Below are 16,570 nucleotides of genomic sequence, written 5' to 3' on the forward strand. Positions count from 1 at the left end.
CTGCCGGTCGCGATCCGCAGCGTGCCGGTCGCCTCCTCCCCGGCCGACTCGCACGCGCCGAGCGTCAGGGCCGAAGCGGCCCCGGCGAGCAGCGCGCGACGTCTCACGCCGGGACCCCCAGGAGGTCCCGGAGCGCCGCGATCGTCGCCGCGGTGTCGCGGTGGTGCAGCGTGGTCATGCCCAGCGCCCGCGCCGGCTTCAGGTTGCCCGGCAGGTCGTCGACGTAGACGCAGTCGGCCGGGGCCAGCCCCACCGACCGGGCGCCCAGCGTGTAGATCTCCGGGCTCGGCTTGCGCAGGCCCACGTCGCCGGAGATGACCACGCCGTCGAAGAGCTCGTCGAGCAGCGCCCGGTCGTACCGGTCGACGCCCCACGAGTTCGAGATGAGCCCGGTGCGCACGCCCCGGCGGCGCGCGGCCCGCACGAAGTCGAGCATCGCCACGTCCTCGGCGGCGCCGCCCATGAGCCGCTCGACGAGCCCCTCGGGAGCGACCCCGAGCAGCGCCGCGAAGTCCCGCTCGAACTCGGCGGCGGCGAGCGTGCCGTCCTCCAGCCCGGCCAGCAGCGTCCGGGCGGTCGCGTCGGTGCGGAACAGCTCGCGCACCGTCCCGGCCGGCAGCCCCTCCCGCGCGCAGAAGGCGTCGAACGACGCGAACACGTCGGTGGTGAGCACGCCGCCGTAGTCGACGAGGAGACCGCGATGCATGCAGCCGAGGGTAGTACGCCGGGTGACCCGGGCCGTGTGAGAAGGTCCACGGCCGTCAGGCGCCGCGGGTCTCCTCGGCCAGCGCGAGGGCGTTCTCCCGCAGCGTGGCGTGCTTGCGCTGCCGGGTCGCCGACGTGCCGCGGCCCCGCAGGTCGGTGAGCAGGTCCACCGCCGTCTCCCACTCGCCGCGGGCCTCCAGGGCCGGCCGGAGGTGGGTGAACAGCGCGTCGATCCGCACGCCGGCCGGCACCGCGGTGCGGGTCGACGGGTCGACCAGGTGGCCGCTGAGGCCCGAGCGGGCCGCCCGCCAGGTGGCCGCGCGCAGCAGCACCTGCGGCGCCTCCGGCAGCGGCCGCCCGGCCGCGTCCTCCGCGGCGGCCGTCGTGACGAGGGCCCGGGCCAGCGCGGCGAGCAGCACGACGTCGTCGATGTGCGGGCAGGAGTCGGCGACGCGCACCTCGACCGTCGGGTACCGCGCCGACGGCCGGGCGTCGAAGTACACCATCCCGGCATCACTGATCACGCCGCTCGCCACGAGCGTGTCGACGACCTTCTGGTACTCCGCGGCCGAGGACAGGTCCGGCGGCGGCCCGACCGTCGGCCACCGGCTGGTGACGACGGTGCGGTAGGAGGCGTAGCCGGTGTCCTGGTTCGCGAAGTACGGCGAGCTGACGCTCAGCGCGAGCAGCGCCGGCAGCCACTCGCGGACGCGCCGCGTGATGCGCACCGCCAGGTCCCGGTCGGGCACGCCGACCTGGACCTGGCACGCGGCCACCTGCTGCTCGTCGACGAGCTGGCGGTACTCCTGGGCCATCCGCTCGTAGCGCTCGTCGGGGTACACCCGGCTCGGCCGCGCCCCGGACCCGGGCACCGTGCCGGCGGCGACGATGGCCAGGCCGAGCCGGTCGCAGGCGTCGGTGAGCGAGCGCCGCTTCTCGGCCAGGTCGGCCCGCAGCGCCGACAGGCCGGTCTGCACCGCGCTGGCCGTCTCGACCATCGAGCGGTGCAGCTCCGGCTCGGCGTCGGCGCCGCGCAGCACCCGCCGCGCGGCCGGCTGCAACTCGCCGGTCTCGGCGTCGATGACGTGGAACTCCTCCTCGACGCCGAGGGTGTCGCCGACACTCACCATCGGCTGTGCACCGACGCGCGGATCAGGTCGTCGTACACGTCCCTGACCGCGTCGTGGGTGGCCGCCGGCAGCGGCGGGAGGTCGCCGACGGCCGCATTGCCGCGGGCCTGCTCGCCGTTGCGTGCGCCCGGGATGACGACCGAGACGGCCGGGTGGTCGACGATCCAGCGCAGCGCGAACTGGGTCATCGTCAGCCCCTCGGGCCGGAGCGGGGCGAGCCGGCGCACGGCCGCCAGGCCGGTGGCGAAGTCGACGCCGGAGAACGTCTCGCCCTGGTCGAACGCCTCGCCGTGGCGGTTGTACGTGCGGTGGTCGTCGGCGCCGAAGGTGGTGTTCTCGTCGTAGCGCCCGGCGAGCAGGCCGCTGGCCAGCGGCACCCGCGCGATGATGCCCACGCCCATCTTCTCGGCGGCGGGCAGCACGTCGTCGAGCGGCTTGAGCCGCAGCATGTTGAAGATGATCTGCACGGTGGCGACGTTGGGCCGGGCGATCGCGGTGAGGGCCTCCGCGACGGTCTCGACGCTCACGCCGTACGCGTGCATGCGCCCCTCCTGCACCATGAGGTCGAGCCCGTCGAAGACCTCGTCGGTGGAGTAGACCTCGCTCGGCGGGCAGTGCAGCTGGACCAGGTCGAGCGTGTCGACGCCGAGGTTCTCCCGGGACCGGTCGTTCCAGGCGCGGAAGTTGTCGAGGTTGTACCGCTGCGCCTCCTGCGGCACGCGCCGGCCCATCTTCGTCGCGACGGTGACCGTGCGCCCGACCGGCAGGCCCCGCACGAACTGCCCGACCAGCCGCTCGCTGCGACCGTCGCCGTACACGTCGGCCGTGTCGATGAAGTCGACCCCCGCCTCGTGCGCCGCGATGAGCGTCGCGAGGGCCTCGTCCTCGTTGACCTCGCCCCAGTCGGCACCCAGCTGCCACGCCCCGAGCCCGACCGCGCCGACCGGGACGCCCGTGCGCCCCAACGTCCTCTGCTGCATGCCCTTCACCCTATGCCGCCGATGATCCCCCCGCCCGCGGCGTCCCTGCGTCGATCTTGCAGTTGTGGTGCCTCCCAAAGCGGGATACTTCGGGAGTGTCCCGGCACCACAACTGCAAGATCAACGTGGTGGGGGCTAGAAGACGGGCACGCCCTCGCGGACCAGCTTCCAGTTCGGCGTGAAGAAGTCCGCCGGGTCGATCGCGCCCTTGGCCTGGGCCCAGTCGATGAGTAGCTGGCGGATCTCTTGCTGCGCGTTGTACACCTGGGTCTTCACGATGCCGGGGAAGTTGCCGCCGCCGGAGCGCCGGTAGTTGTTCACCGCCACGACGAACTGCTCGGCGTCGCCGACCGGCGTGCCGGTGCCCGGGTGGACGAGGCGCGTGATGCGCTGCCCGACCGGCCGGCTGATGTCGATGTCGTAGTCGACGCCGGAGATCGTGTCGTAGTTGTAGTCGGGCACCGACGGCTCGCTGATTGTCGCCGGGTCCACCGGGGCGCCCGGGGCGAGCGTCACGAAGTACTTTGCCGAGTACTCCAGGTAGGCCCGCACCTCGGCGCCGGTGAGCACGACGGCTTCCAGCGTGTTGTCGTAGATGTACAGCCCGGCGACGTCCTTGATGCGGACCTCGCCGGCCGGGAACACCGCGGTGCGGGAGAACGGCGCCGCGATCGACAGCACCGGCAGGGCCGTGCCGAGCGCCGCGGTCACGGTGTCGGTCTGGACCTTGTTGATGTAGTCGAGGATCGCCGTGTCCTTGTACCGCGACTCCGCGGCCGACAGCGTCTCGGTCGACGTGGCGACGACCTGGTTGACGTACGCCACCGTCTTGGCGTGCTGGGCGCGGACCGCGGCGAGCACCGCCGGGTCGGCCTCGACCGTGTTGGTGTTCAGCGTGGCCGCCTGCTTCGCCGTGATCGTCCAGCGGTTGCGCTCGCGGGACAGGGTGAAGTCCATGCGGGTGAGCCGCTGGCCCCACTTCGACGGCTCGGACAGCAGCACCTGCGCGCCGGTCGCGGTGTTGGTGACGAAGCGCTGCGGCACCTCGTTGTGCGCGTGGCCGAAGAGGATCGCGTCGATGCCGGGCACCTGCTGGGCGATGAGCGCCGACGGGTTCTCGTTCGGCAGCTCCGGCCCGTAGCTGGAGGTGCCGCTGTCGCCGCCGTGCGCGGAGATCAGCACGACGTCGGCCCCGCGGCGGCGCATCTCCGGCACGTACCGCGCGGCGGTGGCGACCAGGTCGTCGAAGCGCAGCTTGCCCTCGACGTTGGCCCGGTCCCAGATCGCGACGCCCGGGTTGGTGAGGCCCAGGATGCCGACGCGCAGCGTCGGGGCGCCCTTGCCGAGGTCGACCTTCTTGATGACGTACGGCGCGTAGGCCGGCCGGCCGGTCTTCAGGTTCACCGCGTTGGCGGCGAGGGCCGGGAAGCCGAGCTGGCGGATCCACAGGTCGAGCAGCGGCAGCCCGTAGTTGAACTCGTGGTTGCCGAGGGTGACGGCGTCGTACTCGATGACGTTCATCGCCCGCGCCATCGGGTGCTTCTCGTGCGTGCTGGTGATGGGCTCCTGCTTGGCGTAGTACGTCGCCAGCGGCGTGCCCTGGATGGTGTCGCCGGCGTCGAGCACGAGCGTGGCCTTGCCCCGCCGCTCGGCCCGGATCCGGTTGACGAGCGTGGCGACCTTGGCCAGGCCGATGTCGTTGTGGGCGCTGTCGTCGTACTCGGCGTCCTTGTAGTAGTCCCAGTTGTAGACGTTGCCGTGCGTGTCGGAGGTGCCGAGCAGGGTCAGGTCCCAGGTCTTCGGCGCGCCGGGCTGGTGCGCCTCGGCGACGGCGGGGGCGACGAACGGTGCCGCGGCCGCGGCCGCCGCGGCCGAGAGGACGGTCCGCCGGGTGGTGCCGGAGGGGTTGGTCATGCTGTGCCTTCCGTGATGATCGGGGCGCCTCGTGGGCGCCGACCAGCACCATAACGTCCCTTCGATGCGGGCGCGTGGTATGAGTCAGCCAATAGGTTGACGACTATCGATGTACATCGGGATACTCGGGCGGCCCGCAGCGGACGGTCGACCCCGCGCTGACGGGCGGTGACCCCCTCGACCCTTGGGAGCAGCCCACGTGAAGACGTCCCGCCTCCTCGCGGCCCTCGCCGCGATCGCCCCGCTCGCGCTGGTGACGCCGGCGTCCGCGGCGCCGGTGAAGATCCTGCTGGCCGCCGCGCCGAACATCTCCGTCACGAACGTCAAGGCGCACCTCGCCCAGCTGCAGAGCATCGCCACCGCCAACGGCGGCAACCGGGCCCACGGGCGGCCCGGCTACCTGGCCTCGGTGAACTACGTGCGGGGGCAGCTCGACGCCGCCGGCTGGACGACCACCGTGCAGTCGTTCACGTACAACGGCGCGACCGGCTACAACCTCATCGCGGACTGGCCCGGCGGCGACCCGAACGACGTGCTCATGGTCGGCGCGCACCTGGACAGCGTCACCGCGGGGCCCGGCATCAACGACAACGGCTCCGGCTCCTCGGCCAACCTGGAGGTCGCGCTGGAGGTCGCCCGGCAGCACCTCACCACCACCAAGCACCTGCGGTTCGGCTGGTGGGGCGCCGAGGAGCTCGGCCTGCGCGGGTCGTCGGCGTACGTGAGCAGCCTCAGCGCGACCGAGCGGTCGAAGATCAAGGGGTATCTCAACTTCGACATGGTCGGCTCGCCCAACCCCGGCTACTTCGTGTACGACGGCGACAACTCCGACGGCACGGGCGCCGGCCCCGGCCCGGCCGGCTCGGCCGCCCTGGAGAAGGTGCTCCAGGACTACTTCACCTCGATCGGCGTGCCCACCGAGGGCACCGACTTCGACGGCCGCTCCGACTACGGCCCGTTCATCAACGCCGGCATCCCGGCCGGCGGCACGTTCACCGGCGCCGAGGGCCGCAAGAGCGCGGCGCAGGCGGCGAAGTGGGGCGGCACGTCGGGCACCGCGTTCGACCGCTGTTACCACAGCTCCTGCGACACGACCGCGAACATCGACGACACGGCGCTGGACCGCAACGCCGACGCCATCGCCCACGCGGTGTGGACGCTGGCCGCCGGCACCACCACCCCGCCCGGCAGCACCGTGTGGAGCGACACGTTCGAGACGGCGACGGGCTGGACGGCGAACCCGTCGGGCACCGACACGGCGACCGCCGGCGCGTTCGAGCGCGGCGACCCGGCGGCCACGTCCTCCGGCGTGGCGCTGCAGCTCGGCACCACGGTGAGCGGCTCGTACGACCTGGTGACGGGCGCCGCGGCCGGCACGACCGCGGGCGACTTCGACGTCGACGGCGGGCTGACGAGCATCCGCTCGCCCGCGATCACGCTGCCGTCGTCGGGGACGCTCACGCTGCAGTTCTCGTGGTACCTCGCCCACCTGAACAACGCCACGAGCGCCGACTTCCTGCGGGTCCGCGTGGTCGGCACCACGACGACGACCGTCTTCACGCAGGCGGGCGCCGCGTCGAACCGGGCCGGGGCGTGGGCCACGGCGAGCGTGAACATCAGCGCGTACAGCGGGCAGACCGTCCGCATCCTCGTCGAGGCCAACGACTCCGGCACGGCCAGCCTGGTCGAGGCGGGCGTCGACGACGTGAGGATCACCCAGTCCTGACGCTGCGGGCGGCGCCGGGGCTCACGCCGGTGCCGCCCCCAGCAGGTTGCGCAGGCCGTCGAGGTACGTCGTGCGGTCGATCCGCCCGACGGTCACGTTCTGCAGGATGTACCCCTGGACGAAGCCGAAGATCGCCGCGCCGGTCGCCGCCGGGTCGGTGCCGGCCGGCAGCTGCCCGTCGCGCTGGGCCCGCTCGGCGAGGGCCCCGGTCGCGTCGCGGATCTGCCCGTAGATGCCGGACACCATGGCCGCGATCTCCGGGTCGTGCACCGCCTCGCCCCAGACCTGCACCGCGATCCGGACCGCGCCGTCGGCCCCGAGCTCCTGGTCGACGTGCCCGAGCACCTCGTCGAGCACGTCGAGCAGCGGCGGCATCGGCTCCTGCCGCAGCAGCCCCTCGACGGTGCTCACGACGTTGCCGACCTTCTCGCTGGCGATGGCCTTGATCAGCTCGGACTTGCTCGTGAAGTAGCGGTAGAAGGCCCCGACGGACAGCCCGGCCTCCTTGATGACATCCTGCATGGAGGTCTGGTGGAACCCGTTGCGCACGAAGCAGCGCGTCGCCGCCTCGACGATCTGCTCCCGCCGGGCCGCGAGGTGAGCTTCCGAAACGCGTGGCACCCTCCAATTGTAGAACGAACGATCGCTCACTTTAAGGGATCGCCGAGGTGACGGATGGCACGGCTCGGCGACCGCCGGTGCCTGGCGACCCATGGCCGGTGCACGGTCCGGTACGCGGTGTGGGGCACCGGCGGCGGCGCCGCGGCCGAGCTGCTGACCCTGCACCTGCGCGCCCGCGGCTGGCCGGTCGACACGGCCGGACCGGCCGGCGTGCCGGCCGATGCGCGGCGTCTTCGCCTGGGAACCGGCCTGCCTGACCGTCTCGCCCGGCGACGGTGACCCTCGACTGGGCCCGGGACCTAGACGCGGGTGGCGTTGAAGATCATGGTGGTCATCACGACGCCGCCGGCCTCGGCGTTGGCCAGGACCAGGCGGGGGCTCAGCGACGTGATCGGGGCATTCTTGTCCACCACCGACGCCTTGCGGCTGCCGGTGGAGAACGCGGTCAGCTCCACGCCGCCGTCCGGGGTCGGCTTGCAGGTCACCTGCAGCGGGGTCGAGGCCGTCGTCGGCGGGCCGGCGTTCTTCGGCTTCGCCGAGGCGGTGAGGCGGGCGTGCTGGTCGGCGAAGTGCTTCCAGATTTCGATCACGCCGTCGGGGGCGACCTCGAAGCTGTAGCCGTTGGTGAGGTTCGCGCCGTCGAAGCAGCCGGCGCCGACCTTGGCGCCGCCGGCCGCCTTGCCGATCGCGGCGAACTCCAGGTCCATCGCGAAGCCGCCGCCCGGCACGCTGAGGCGCTGCTCGGGCCCGGGCGCGAGGCAGCGCACGCCGGGCTGCGCGGCGGTCACCCGCAGCGCGTCGGGCACCTCGATCTTGCAGCCGCCGGCCGCGCCCCAGGGCGTCTTCTGCTGCAGGGCCGCGACCGTGCGGGTGCCCTTGAGCGTCCACGGCCCGACCGAGCCGAGCCAGCAGGCGATCACCGGCCTCGCGTGCCAGCCCTCCTCCAGGGCCGGCGGCAGCAGCGGCGCCTCCAGCGGCAGGAAGGACTGCCCGAACGGCACCCCGAGGTAGTCCCCGTACGACTGCTCGCACATCGCCTTCGCGGCCGCGTCGACGGCGCTCTTGCCGGGGTCGACCGTGAACGGCAGGTGCCCGACGAACGTGACCTCGCCGACGTGCGCCCCGTTGCACGGCGCCACGTACCGCAGCTGCGACGACCCGCCGATCCAGTCGAAGCACTCGCCGCTCTTGAGCTCGAACTGGTCGCCGACGTACAGCTCGGCGGCCGAGGTGCCCGGCTGGGCGAGGGCCTTGGCGATCCGCTCGCCGTCGTCGTTGCCGGTGACGGGCAGCCCCTTGTCGAGCAGCGCGACCAGCGACGGCGACATCCCGTCGACCCGCAGCGAGGTGTCGTGCACCGACTGGACGTGCCGCGGCGACAGGCCGGCGACGACGACCACCCTGCCGTCCTGGGTGCGCAGGTAGTACTCGTAGCCGAGCCAGTGGCTCGCCCCGGCCAGGCCGAGCGGCACCACGAGCGCGACGGCGAGCACCGAGTAGCCGGTGACGGTGCCCCAGGCCCGCCCGACGGACGCCGCGATCACCGCGGCGGCCCCGGCGAGCACCCCGCCGAGCAGGGCGATCGCCCCGCCGGAGGCGAGCAGCAGGCGCAGCGGCTCGGCGAGCAGGAAGCCGGCCAGGCCGCCGGCCCGGTTGGTGCCGCCGTCGAGCAGGTTCGGGTTGCCGCGCACCAGGTGCAGCAGGCCGAGCGTGGCCAGCACGATGCCGCTGGCCCGGGTGAGCACCCGCTCGCGCAGGAAGGCGAGGGTGGTGACGGCGAGCTCGCGCAGCTCCGCGCCCGTCCACAGCCGCCGGTCGGCGACCGGGAGCAGCGGCAGCCGCCACGACCAGCGCGGGCCGCGACGCAGGCGGGGCAGCGGCCAGGCGAGCAGCAGGGGCAGGACCGGCAGCGCGAACGCGCCGTAGCCGACGACGAACTGGGCGGCGGTCCGGGCGACGCCGCTGACCGGCACCTGCGGCACCCAGAGCAGGGCGGCGAGGGCGGCCGCGATGAGCGTGGTGACGGCGATCCGCATCCAGGAGGGCCGCGGGGGCCGCCCGCGGGCCGGCGGTTCGGGGCGTTCGCTCCGGCTGGGCGGTTCGTCGGGTTCGCCCCACAGGTCGCCGGTGGTGGGCACCCGCCGGGTCCGCCCGGTGAAGATCCCGGTCTCGGTCCGCTCCTCGTCGCCGAGCCGCCCGGCGAGCACCCGGTCGCCGGTCCAGTCGCCCGTCCGCTCGCCGCTCAGCTCACCGGCCAGGTCGATCAGGCCGCGCCGGGGCCGCCGGTGCACCCCCGACTCGGCCGCGGTCGCCCCCTGCCAGTCGGTGAGGGCGGCCCGGACCTGGTCGGCCGCGGCGATCCCGAGCAGTCCGGCCGCGACCAGCGTCAGCGCGATCCGCCAGGCCGCCGGCGCCGGCGCGAACCCGAGCAGCGTCGAGACGCCGAGCATCGCCGCGGTGGCGAGCGTCAGCAGGCCGACCGCGGGGAGCGCACCACGGACTCGGCGGCCGACCTCGGACACGGCTGCGAGCATGGCACCCGCCGTATCCCATCGCAACTGGCCTAAGTCTGGCTTAAAAGTCTGGGCTCACATCTGCGTGTGGCCGGCCGCACAGGCATCGATGACCGGCTTGAACGCGGCCACCTCGGCATCGGTGATCTTCAGCTCCGTGTACAGCGGTGCGCCGCCGTCGAGCGAGACGAAGGCGGGGAACACGTACGGCTTCTTGATCTCGGCCAGCGCGTGCGGCGTGCACCGCTCGCCGTCCACGATGATCGGGATGCGCAGCTCGTCCTCGCCGGGCTTGAGCACGCCGTACGGCTTCGGGGTCGCCTCGCGCAGCGGGACCGGCATGACCTCCAGCAGGATGCTGCCGGTGAACTCCTGCAGGGTGACCGTGCCGGGGAAGCCGACCCGCCGGACCACGACGGTGCCGCTGACCCAGCCGCTCGGCAGCGGCGTCCAGGGGCCGAAGGTGAAGGTGGCCTGGCGGTCGAGGTACGCCTGCTGGCAGTCGATGCCGAGGAGCTTGTCGAGCATGGCGTTCGGGTGGGCCAGCGGCAGCCGCAGGTCGTGGACCCGGCCGTCCTCGGTGCGCACCTTGAACGCCACGTGCGAGGCCGCGCTCTTCGGCTTCAGGTCGTCGCCGGTGCAGCTGCCGGTGCCGTACGACACCGGGACGTCGACCCGCAGGCCGCCGACCGGCAGCGGCGCGTCGACGGTGACCGGCCCGGCGCCCTTGAAGGACGGCGCCTGCAGCTCGACCTGCACGACCGTGATCTTCGAGGGGCCGTCGTTGTGCATCGCGATCTGCACGGTGTGCCGCACCTCGTCGACCCGGCCCTGCTCCAGCTCGACCCGCAGCTGCACGGCGGCCTCCGGCAAGGGCGACTCAACCGGCGCGCGGCCCGACAGCGCGGCACCGGCCAGGACGACGATCACGGCCACCGTGGCGAGCCACACGCGCTTCATGAACGCCTATGTTGGCACGATCCGGTGCAGCAGCGCACGGGCCGCGTCGAGCACCAGGTCACGGTCGTAGGTGACGGCGTAGGTGAAGCGCCGGTCCTCGTCCGCGCCGGTGTCGGCCAGGTCGCGGGCGACGAGCGCGCCCGCGAAGTGCGGGCCGGCGACGATGACGTTCCACTCGCCCCGCAGCGGGTCGTCGCCGCCGATCGCCGTGCCGCGCACCCCGGGCGCCGGCTCGCCCGGCAGCTCGGTCGCGACGGCGGCCACGAGCGCGGCGGACTCCGCGGCGGCGGCGTAGCGCCGGGCGGTCGCCGGGGTGAAATGCCGGGCCTCCTGGAGGCTCGCGAGCAGCATCGGCGGCTCGCCGGCGTCGAGCGCCCTAGCCTCCAGGGAGTGACTGATGGGCAGCAGCATCCGCTTGGTCGCCCGCGCGGTCGGGCGGCGGGCCGAGACGATCTCGTACGGCGTGCGGCCGCCCGGGTTCGCCGGCGGCGCGACGAACGGGACGCCGACGGCGGCGTGGCGCTGGCCGACGTCCGGCGGCAGCGGGCCCGGCCGGCCGAACAGCCAGCCCTGCCCGAGGTTGGCGCCCAGGCCCAGCGCGGCCGAGAGGTGCTCGGGGGTCTCGACGCCCTCCGCCAGTACCGCTGCCCCCGAACGCTCGGCATAGGCGGTGACGGCGGTGACCACGCGCGCGGCGTAGCCCCCGCCCGGGTGCTGGGTCAGGTGCCGGTCCAGCTTCACCACGTCGGGATGGACGAACGGCAGGACGGCGAGGCAGGCCGGCTCGACGCCCACGTCGTCGAGGGCCACGCCCCAGCCGGAGCCCCGGCAGGCCTCGGCCGCGGTCAGCAGGGCCGACGGGTCGCGGCCGATCGAGCGCTCGGTCATCTCGGTGACGACCCGCAGGCGCAGCTGCGCGTCGAGGATCGCCGGGGCGAGGTCGGGCGGGCAGGGCACGCCGAGCGCGGCCGGCTCGGCGTTGACGAACAGGGTCAGCCCGGGCGGCAGGCCGGCGTCGATCGCCGTGCGGTACGCGGTCGCCCGGCAGATCCAGTCGAGCTCGGCCAGCCGGCCCCGCTCGGCGGCCGCCGCGAACAGCGCGAGCGGCTGCTCCCACGGCGTGCCGGCCGGGCCGCGGGTGAGCGCCTCGTAGCCGACGGTCTCGTGGCGCTTGCGGTGCCAGGCGTCGAGCCGGACGACGGGCTGGAAGACCGTGGTGACCGCCCGCGCGTCGAGCACGTCGTCGACGGAACGGATGACGGTGGTGCTGGCCTCCATATCCCTTCTTTCGTCCGCCGGAGGCCCGGAATGAGGGTTTCGCATCGGCTGGGGTCCCTCGGGTAGGTTGTGGCGCGATGCGACGTGTATTGGCACCGACGCTCCTGGTGGCCGCGCTGGCCCTGACCGCATGCACCGCGGATCCCGATCCGTCCGAGTCGTCCGCACCGGGCGGCCGCACGGCGGCCTGCGCGTCCGCCGCGGCCTCGTCCGGGGAAGGCGGGGCCGACGCGGTCGACGTCGCCGGGCAGGTCGGGCAGAAGGGCGAGGCGGACTACGCGGCCGTCTTCGCCGGCGCCCGGGTCCGCGACGACGGCACGAGCGTCGACGTGTACCGCAAGCCGTCCGCCGACTTCGACAAGTGGGTGCTCGACACCTTCGGCTCGACCTGCGTGGTGCTCAACGACGCGAAGTTCTCCGCCGCCGAGCTCGCCAAGCGCTACCAGCAGGTCAACGACGACCACGAGTACTGGTCCGGCCAGGGCGTCTCCGTCAACAGCGTGAGCTCCGACTTCGTGCGCGGCGTGGTGATCGTCGGCACCGACGACCCGGACAAGGCGGCGCCGCTGTTCAAGACCCGCTACGCCGACGGCGTGCCGGTGGAGCTCGTCAAAGAGGCACCCGCGTAGGTGAGCGGTTGGCGGGAGATCGTCAACGGGATCGGCGAGCGCACCGAGTTCGGCTCGGCCCGGCTGCTGCGCGACCCGCGGCGCAAGGGCGGCTGGACGCTGCTGGTCGAGGAGGTCCAGCAGTCCTACGTCGACGTGAACGATCCGGCGTACCTCGGCTTCGAGTACACCCGCCGCCTCGGCTCGATCGTGGACGCGATGGCGCCGACCGGCCGGCCGCTGCGGGTGCTGCACCTGGGCGGCGGGGCGTTCACGATGCCGCGGTACGTGGCGGCGACCCGGCCCGGCTCGGAGCAGGTCGTGGTCGAGCGGGACCGGCAGCTCGCCGGGTTCGTGCAGCGCGTGCTGCCGCTGGACTTCCCGCTCGACATCGTCTTCGGCGACGCCCGCGAGACGGTGACCGGCTGGTCGCCGGCCGACGACTTCGACCTGGTGATCGGCGACGTCTACGACGCGGCGCAGATGCCCGAGAGCGTCTCCGACGTGACGTTCGCCGCCGCCGTCGCCCGCGTGGTGCGGCCCGGCGGCGTCTTCGCGGTCAACGTGGCCGACCTGGCGCCGCTGGAGTTCTCCCGCGGCCAGGCCGCCACGCTGCGCACCGCGTTCGCCGACGTGTGCCTGATCGTGCGGCCCGACCTGCTGCGCGGCCGGCGCTTCGGCAACGTCGTCTTCGCCGCCGCCCGGGAGGCGGGCCGGCTGCCGGTCGCCCGGCTGGCCGCGGTCGCCGGCCGCGACCGGCAGCCCGCGCAGGTGGTCACCGGCGCCGGCCTCGACCTGCTGACCCAGGGCGCCTCACCGGTCGTGCTCGACGACTGACGGCTCGATCACCGCCCGGGTCAGCCGCCCGGCGAACGGCATGCGCCACGGCAGGTCGGTGCGGCCGGCGGCGGCGCCCGCCGGGGTCACCGCGTCGAAGGGGGCGGTGGGGAAGTCGTACAGGCAGAGCCGCCCGCCGGGCCGCAGGACGCGCACGAGCTCCGCCGCGGCGGCGGCCGGGTCCGGCCAGTGGTGCAGGCTGAGCGACGACACGACCAGGTCGAACGAGCCGTCGGGGAACGGCAGCGCCGCGGCGGTGCCCTCCGTCACGCGCACCCGGCCGCCGTGGCGGGCCAGCCGGCGCCGGGCGGCGGCGACCATCGCGTGGGCCGGGTCGACGCCGGCGACGGTCAGGTCCGGGCGCAGCCGGGCGAGCTCGTCCGGCAGGACGCCCGGGCCGGTGCCGACGTCGAGGACGGCCGCGCCCGGCCCGGCCAGGGCGGCGGCGTCGCGGGCCAGCCGGCGGTAGGTGTATCGCAGCGGCCCGCCGGTCAGCCAGCTGTACCAGGTCGCCCACCGGCCCTCGAAGTGGTTCCCGTCACAGTGCTGCACGTCCGCCTCCGATCGACAAGAGTTGCACAATGCAACTGTTCTTCGACCGTACGCCTCACGGTTGTATCTTGCAACCATGGAGGATCACCGCCTGCACGAGGCGTTCATGGGACTGGTGCGGCTGGTGTCCGCCTGGCACTTCGACACCCCGGAGGGCGGCGGGCCCGGGCTGTCGCTCTCCCAGGCCGCCGCGCTGCACGCGCTGGACACCGAGCCGCCGCTGTCCCAGCAGGAGCTGGCGGCCCGGCTGCGGCTGGAGAAGAGCTCGGTCAGCCGGCTGGTCGGCGACCTGGAGCGGCGCGGGCTGCTGGAGCGGCGGCGCGACGAGGACAACCGCCGGCTCAACCAGCTGCGGCTCACCGACGCTGGCCGGGCCGCGCACAAGGGCCTGTCGAGCGTCTTCCATGGCCACTTCGAGCGGTGGAGCGCCGCCCTCGCGCCGGACGAGCGCGAGGCGCTGGTGCGCGGCCTGTCGGCCCTGCTGCGCGTGGCCCGGGAGGACCATTGAGACGTGCCGAGTGCCCCGGGTGGGATTCGAACCCACACTGTCGGAGGTTTGAGCTCCGTTCCTCTGCCGATTGGGATACCGGGACGAGTACGCCGCATCAGAGTACCCACTACTCTGATCGCGACGGTAACCGCCGTCGAGTCGTGTCGGAGCGGATCGGGAGTGGCTAGTGGCCGAGGCACAGAGCCGTCGGGTGCTCATCGCGGAAGACGAGGCCCTCATCCGCCTCGATCTCCGGGAGATGCTCGTCGAGGAGGGCTACGACGTCGTCGGCGAGGCCGGCGACGGAGAGACGGCCGTCCGCCTCGCCGAGGAGCTCAAGCCCGACCTCGTCATCATGGACATCAAGATGCCGATCATGGACGGCCTGGCCGCGGCGGAGAAGATCGCCGGCGGCCGGATCGCGCCGGTCGTCATCCTCACGGCGTTCAGCCAGCGCGACCTGGTCGAGCGGGCCCGCGCCGCCGGCGCCATGGCCTACCTGGTGAAGCCGTTCCAGAAGAGCGACCTCGTGCCGGCGGTGGAGATCGCCGTGTCGCGCTTCGCCGAGCTCGCCGTGCTGGAGGCGGAGGTCGCCACGCTGACCGACCGGCTGGAGACCCGCAAGATCGTCGAGCGGGCGAAGGGGCAGCTGATGGCCACCTACGGCATGAACGAGCCGCAGGCCTTCAAATGGATCCAGCGGACCGCCATGGATCACCGCATGACGATGCGCGAAGTCGCCGACCGGATCATCGCGGAAACGGCTGGAGGTAACAGCTCCGTAACCGCGGAGTCGTGACCTTTTACCTGCGCATGGTGTGTTTGGCGCAGCTTGCTCAGCAACGGATAACGGCTTGATAACGGCACGCAATTGGCTTGCAGGGCGGGCTATGATCCCGCAGTCCCGAGGGTCGGGACGCCCCCGTCATCACCGTTGATTCGAGGAGCACCATTGCGTAGAGCCGTGATCATGCTCACGGCCTTCCTGGCCTGCGTGATGCTCTCCTTCGGCATAGGCGCCACGAGCGCCTGGGCCGCTGGAGAAACACTGCAGGGAACGTTGACCAATAACGGCGCCCCCGTCGCCGGTGTGAAGATCAAAGCGTTCAGCCAGGACGGCGCGTCCGTCGGCGAAGCGACCTCAGACGCTTCGGGCAAGTGGACCATTCCGGTTCCCGGTCCGGGGACCTACAAGGTCGACCTCGATCAGTCCACGCTTCCTTCGGGCGTCACGGTGACGAACGGGCGACCCAGCCTGACGCCGGCCGTGGCCGATGGGCAGCAGCGCAACGTGCTGTTCCCGCTCGGTGGCGGCGCGGGCGGCGCGACCACCGGAAACAGCAACCAGCCGGCCCCGTCGGCCGCCCCGTCGGAGTGGAACCGGGTCGCCGACCTCTTCTACGCCGGCATCCACTTCTCGCTCATCATCGCGCTCGCGGCGCTGGGCATCTCGCTGATCTTCGGCACCACCGGCCTGACCAACTTCGCCCACGGCGAGCTGGTCACGTTCGGCGCGCTGATGGCCTTCCTGTTCAACGTGACCATCGGCCTGCCGCTGGTCCTGTCCGGCCTCATCGCGGTCGCCATCGGCGCCGCCATGGGCTGGTTCCAGGACCGGGCGTTCTGGGGCTGGCTGCGAAAACGCCGCACCAACCTGATCACGACGATGATCATCTCGATCGGCGTGTCGCTCGCGGTCCGGTACATCTTCCTGTACTTCTTCGGCGGCGACTCGCGCGCCTTCTCGGAGTACAACGCCCAGCCCGGCGTCGAGATCGGCCCGTTCACCATCGCGCCGAAGAACCTCGTCACCGACGCCATCGCGATCGTCGTGCTCGTCGCCGTGTCCATGGCGCTGGTCATGACCCGGCTGGGCAAGGCGACCCGCGCGGTCGCCGACAACCCGGCCCTGGCGGCGGCCTCCGGCATCAACGTCGACCGGATCATCCGGCTGGTCTGGACGCTGGGCGGCGGCCTGGCCGCGCTCAGCGGCGTCATCCTCGCGGTCTACCAGAACGTCAGCTTCCAGATGGGCTTCCAGATCCTCCTGCTCATCTTCGCGGCGGTCACGCTCGGCGGCTTCGGCACCGCGTGGGGCGCCCTGCTGGGCAGCCTGGTGATCGGCCTGTTCATCCAGTTCTCGACGTACTGGATCCCGTCGGAGCTGAAGAACGTGAGCGCGCTCGGCGCGCTGATCGTGATCCTGCTCTTCCGGCCGCAGGGCATCCTCGGCCGCCGGACCCGGATCGGCTGAGG

General features: G+C 72.9%; 17 protein-coding genes and 1 tRNA gene. 7 read left to right on the top strand and 11 right to left on the bottom strand.

Translation table 11 applies throughout. The features are described 5' to 3' along the window. The 5 genes from IEZ31_RS59515 to IEZ31_RS35530 all read right to left on the bottom strand — a co-directional run. On the bottom strand, positions 1-107 hold a 107-nt coding region (locus IEZ31_RS59515), incomplete at its 3' end, for a hypothetical protein (RefSeq protein ID WP_373294742.1). After that, on the bottom strand, positions 104-706 hold the full coding sequence (locus IEZ31_RS35515; protein WP_190254454.1) for an HAD family hydrolase: 603 nt from the start codon (positions 704-706) through the stop codon (positions 104-106). The genes IEZ31_RS35515 and IEZ31_RS59515, both read right to left, overlap by 4 nt. A 55-nt stretch (positions 707-761) precedes the next feature. Further along, the gene (locus IEZ31_RS35520) at positions 762-1,835 is read right to left on the bottom strand and encodes a carboxylate-amine ligase (RefSeq protein WP_190254455.1); all 1,074 of its coding nucleotides are present in this window, start codon (positions 1,833-1,835) and stop codon (positions 762-764) included. Then, positions 1,829-2,815, bottom strand: coding sequence for an aldo/keto reductase (locus IEZ31_RS35525; RefSeq protein WP_190254456.1), 987 nt, complete (start codon positions 2,813-2,815; stop codon positions 1,829-1,831). Before IEZ31_RS35525 ends, IEZ31_RS35520 begins: the two co-directional genes overlap by 7 nt. Positions 2,816-2,950: 135 nt before the next feature. Next, a complete protein-coding gene (locus IEZ31_RS35530) occupies positions 2,951-4,729 on the bottom strand; it encodes a bifunctional metallophosphatase/5'-nucleotidase (RefSeq protein ID WP_190254457.1) in 1,779 nt (592 codons plus the stop codon). A gap of 199 nt (positions 4,730-4,928) precedes the next feature. Here IEZ31_RS35530 and IEZ31_RS35535 point away from each other — a divergent pair, with 199 nt between their 5' ends. After that, a complete protein-coding gene (locus IEZ31_RS35535; RefSeq protein ID WP_190254458.1) occupies positions 4,929-6,455 on the top strand; it encodes a M28 family metallopeptidase in 1,527 nt (508 codons plus the stop codon). 21 nt (positions 6,456-6,476) lie between these two features. Here the strand turns inward: IEZ31_RS35535 and IEZ31_RS35540 are convergent, their stop codons facing one another. Further along, positions 6,477-7,076 (bottom strand): TetR/AcrR family transcriptional regulator, encoded by a 600-nt coding sequence (locus tag IEZ31_RS35540; RefSeq protein WP_190254459.1) that lies wholly within the window; start codon positions 7,074-7,076, stop codon positions 6,477-6,479. Between the two features lie 54 nt (positions 7,077-7,130). On the opposite strand from IEZ31_RS35540, the gene IEZ31_RS35545 reads away from it, so the two are divergent. After that, positions 7,131-7,355 (top strand): hypothetical protein, encoded by a 225-nt coding sequence (locus IEZ31_RS35545; RefSeq protein ID WP_190254460.1) that lies wholly within the window; start codon positions 7,131-7,133, stop codon positions 7,353-7,355. Positions 7,356-7,375: 20 nt separating this feature from the next. Here IEZ31_RS35545 and IEZ31_RS35550 read toward each other — a convergent pair whose 3' ends face one another. Genes IEZ31_RS35550 through IEZ31_RS35560 form a run of 3 tightly spaced genes read right to left on the bottom strand, consistent with a single transcriptional unit; the run spans position 7,376 to position 11,827 of the window. Beyond that, on the bottom strand, positions 7,376-9,610 hold the full coding sequence (locus IEZ31_RS35550; protein WP_190254461.1) for a hypothetical protein: 2,235 nt from the start codon (positions 9,608-9,610) through the stop codon (positions 7,376-7,378). 54 nt (positions 9,611-9,664) lie between these two features. Next, the gene (locus IEZ31_RS35555; protein ID WP_190254462.1) at positions 9,665-10,549 is read right to left on the bottom strand and encodes a hypothetical protein; all 885 of its coding nucleotides are present in this window, start codon (positions 10,547-10,549) and stop codon (positions 9,665-9,667) included. A gap of 6 nt (positions 10,550-10,555) precedes the next feature. After that, positions 10,556-11,827: an EAL domain-containing protein gene (locus IEZ31_RS35560; RefSeq protein ID WP_229836144.1), complete on the bottom strand. Its 1,272-nt coding sequence runs from the start codon at positions 11,825-11,827 to the stop codon at positions 10,556-10,558. A gap of 77 nt (positions 11,828-11,904) precedes the next feature. Between IEZ31_RS35560 and IEZ31_RS35565 the strand changes: the two genes are divergently transcribed. Continuing rightward, positions 11,905-12,456 (top strand): hypothetical protein, encoded by a 552-nt coding sequence (locus tag IEZ31_RS35565; protein ID WP_190254463.1) that lies wholly within the window; start codon positions 11,905-11,907, stop codon positions 12,454-12,456. Next, positions 12,457-13,272 (top strand): spermidine synthase, encoded by an 816-nt coding sequence (locus IEZ31_RS35570; RefSeq protein WP_229836145.1) that lies wholly within the window; start codon positions 12,457-12,459, stop codon positions 13,270-13,272. On the opposite strand, the gene IEZ31_RS35575 is transcribed toward IEZ31_RS35570, so the two are convergent. Then, positions 13,249-13,824, bottom strand: coding sequence for a class I SAM-dependent methyltransferase (locus IEZ31_RS35575; RefSeq protein ID WP_229836146.1), 576 nt, complete (start codon positions 13,822-13,824; stop codon positions 13,249-13,251). The two genes, IEZ31_RS35570 and IEZ31_RS35575, sit on opposite strands and share 24 nt — an antisense overlap. A gap of 76 nt (positions 13,825-13,900) precedes the next feature. Here IEZ31_RS35575 and IEZ31_RS35580 point away from each other — a divergent pair, with 76 nt between their 5' ends. Then, positions 13,901-14,332 carry a MarR family winged helix-turn-helix transcriptional regulator gene (locus tag IEZ31_RS35580; protein ID WP_190254465.1) on the top strand — a complete coding sequence of 144 codons (432 nt, stop codon included), beginning with the start codon at positions 13,901-13,903 and terminating at the stop codon, positions 14,330-14,332. Positions 14,333-14,343: 11 nt separating this feature from the next. On the opposite strand, the gene IEZ31_RS35585 is transcribed toward IEZ31_RS35580, so the two are convergent. Next, positions 14,344-14,417 (bottom strand) — tRNA-Leu (locus IEZ31_RS35585). An 84-nt stretch (positions 14,418-14,501) separates the two neighbouring features. Here IEZ31_RS35585 and IEZ31_RS35590 point away from each other — a divergent pair. Both IEZ31_RS35590 and IEZ31_RS35595 read left to right on the top strand, forming a co-directional pair. Beyond that, entirely contained in the window at positions 14,502-15,113 is a 612-nt protein-coding gene (locus tag IEZ31_RS35590) for an ANTAR domain-containing response regulator (RefSeq protein WP_190254466.1), read from the top strand. A gap of 153 nt (positions 15,114-15,266) precedes the next feature. Then, on the top strand, positions 15,267-16,568 hold the full coding sequence (locus tag IEZ31_RS35595; RefSeq protein WP_229836147.1) for a branched-chain amino acid ABC transporter permease: 1,302 nt from the start codon (positions 15,267-15,269) through the stop codon (positions 16,566-16,568). The last annotated feature ends 2 nt before the right edge of the window (positions 16,569-16,570 follow it).

The organism is Dactylosporangium sucinum (assembly GCF_014647515.1).
Lineage (GTDB): Bacteria > Actinomycetota > Actinomycetes > Mycobacteriales > Micromonosporaceae > Dactylosporangium > Dactylosporangium sucinum.